This window comes from Hydrotalea sp. (assembly GCA_030054115.1).
In the GTDB taxonomy this organism is placed as follows: domain Bacteria; phylum Pseudomonadota; class Alphaproteobacteria; order JASGCL01; family JASGCL01; genus JASGCL01.
The window spans coordinates 1-2644 of record JASGCL010000079.1 but is presented as its reverse complement, the minus strand read 5'-3'; the positions used below and the strand labels follow the sequence as shown (position 1 = coordinate 2644).

Below are 2644 nucleotides of genomic sequence, written 5' to 3'. Positions count from 1 at the left end.
GCTCTAGCCTTCCAAGCTAGTGACGAGGGTTCGATTCCCTTCACCCGCTCCAGCCCCGTGCCATCCATTTAATTATCAAGCAATTTACATTTGCAATAACTGTTGACGCGGTGATTGCGCACGCCGCCATTTGTTGATGACGATATAGCCTTGTTACGAGCGTTTAATACGCAAACGTTAGCTAAGAAAAATTGCGCCAAAGCAAGGAAGGCAATGTGGCATCGCTATTCCCCCGTCGCTTTTTTTTCAAAAACCCCGGCCAAAAGCCGTTTTGTTGTAAAATCGCCCCTAAGGGGAAAATTCTATAAATAAAAGTAAAAATAACTATTGACAACTATTGGTTTAGTAACTAAACTTTTGGTTGATTTTAGTGTATTTGGAGGGTTTATGGAGAACAATGGAAAACAGCGGGGATTATTTGGGCTATATCGACATGCAATAACCACCATTATCGCCATCGCCGGTGCGGCCAATGTTGCGCATGGTGCCCGTGCCGTCACGGTGCCGCTTGTCATGGGGGTTGATAAGGGCGATGGCCAAACGCCGCGGGTTTTTTTGCGTGATGAACCGTCCGTCGGTTTTTATTTAAAAGGCGATGTCGGTTATGTTTTTAATTTCGCCGGCGGTTTAGCAAAAACCGGCGGCCAAAATAGCGGCAATAATAATACCGGTAAGGGTGGCAATATTGCCTACGGCGTTACCCTGGGGTGGAATGATCAATCTGGGGTCGGGGTGGCGGTTGATTATTTGGGGTTAAGCGGTGGCTGGTCGGCCAATGACCCAAGCGGCCTGGTCAAAAATACCTACAGCGCGCGTTATGATATTGTTACCTTCCTCCCCAGTTATCGTTTTACCCTGCTTAAGGATCAATGGTGGTTGCGTGTCGGCTTGGGGATGGGGGTTAATATCTCTCGCCTAACATGGGGCGGGCGGGCCAATGCCGCCACTGGCAATAGCCGAGTAACCAGCGGCGCGATATATAAGGATGCAAACGCGACCTATCACTCCGACGGTACGGGTGGGGCGACGGCGAACTTTGCCAACCGCACGCCGGCCATCAACGCCGCCTGCACCTATGGCATTTATTTTGACAGCAATCTACCGCCTGAGCCACTGACATTATTGGACAAGATTACTGGCGTTGCTGTTGCGGACTATACGACCTTCATGGGATACACCGAGTATAGCACTTGTATGCATGATTATGAGAATGTGGTGCTGAATCCGAATCCAGGACCACCACATACCCCGACTTTTTATTTTCTGATGATAACCGACAATGATATTGTTAATGGACTTAAGAATAAATCGATAGTCTATGGCGGTGGGGCGGTTGCGCGTGGCGTGTGGACACAGCTGACCGATACACTGGCGAACTTACAACTTTTGGCAGACGCGACGGAATATAGTTTAAAAATCCCTCCTGATTATAACGCGGGCACCATGGTAACCATCGATAATAATATCTGGCGTTCGCTAAGCACCAGCCAACAACGGGCAATGATAGCCAGCGGGGCAGTTACCAACAGCGATTTAACCGCCCTGGGCGGCACCAGCGATGTGGCGATTGGGTTTGTTATCGCGCCGCAGATAGGTGTCGAATGCGAATATGGTTTGTTCCACGCCGATGTGAACATTCGTTATTTTCATGAATTAACCGCGATAAAATATTACGGGGGCGAGGGTGTCGGTGCCGGCGCGCAGCAGGTGCTTTATTCGGCCGCACCCGGGCCATTGGGCGTATATTTGGGCGGTGGTTTGGGGGTCAATTTTTAAACAATTTATTTATCAAAAAATTGTCCTGACAATTTTTTGATGACGAAATTCCAGCATTAGAAAAGTTAAATCATAAACATAAACAGCAAGGAGCATATCATGAAAAATAAATTATCCACCAAAATAACGGCCGCGCTGTTAATTACATCCACGCTATCCAGCGTGGTTTTCACCACCCACGCCAACGCACAAGCCGCCACTTCTGGCACGGGCGCAAACGGCCCCCTGCTTGCGAACGCCGTTGCGGGAAAATTGTTGTTAAAGGCCGATGTCGGTTATGTTTACAGCTTTGCCGGCGATTGGAATAAATCAAATTCGTCAAGCCCCAGCATCGGTGGCAATACATCCACCGCGACCGGCGGGGTTGGTTACGGGGTTAGCTTGGGTTGGACCAGTAAAACCGGTTTTGGCCTGTCCGCCGATTATTTGGGTTTTAATCATAAATGGACAGGCTTGGGCACCAGCGACGCAACAACGCAATTTAATTATGACGCGCCATATCACGTAATGACCATTACCCCAAGTTACCGGTTTAGATTGGATTCCGCCGACAATTGGGGTTTGCGCATTGGGTTAGGTGTGGGGTTCAGCCTGTCCGATGTCAGTTGGGCAAAAAACCTGTCGGCCAGCGGCGCGCAAAGCGGCGGATTGAGGGTGGCGGGGGGTGCGGTTTACTCAATTCAGAGCAATAGTAATGATCCCTATGTCAATGCGACATCGGGCGCGACGGGCGATATTCATACCTGTTATCATCATCTGGGCAACAATCGTGCGCTTGGTGGCATCATTGCGGATTCCAATGTTGAAACCGATAATTCAGGTTATACACCCTTGGCAAATAAATGTTATTATACTTCTGATGCCAACT

2 protein-coding genes are annotated in these 2644 nt (G+C 49.1%); both read left to right on the top strand.

Annotated features, from left to right (window positions below; all coding sequences use genetic code 11):
• Positions 1–387: 387 nt before the first annotated feature.
• Positions 388–1776, top strand: a complete 1389-nt coding sequence (locus tag QM529_07695; GenBank protein MDI9314537.1) for a hypothetical protein — start codon at positions 388–390, stop codon at positions 1774–1776.
• A 99-nt stretch (positions 1777–1875) separates the two neighbouring features.
• A partial coding sequence (locus tag QM529_07690) for a hypothetical protein (GenBank protein ID MDI9314536.1) occupies positions 1876–2644 on the top strand: 769 nt, incomplete at its 3' end.

What these genes read in the sequence shown, in the direction of transcription:
- QM529_07695 (MDI9314537.1), top strand. Translation starts at nt 388, where the DNA reads ATGGAGAACAATGGAAAACAGCGGGGATTATTTGGGCTATATCGACAT.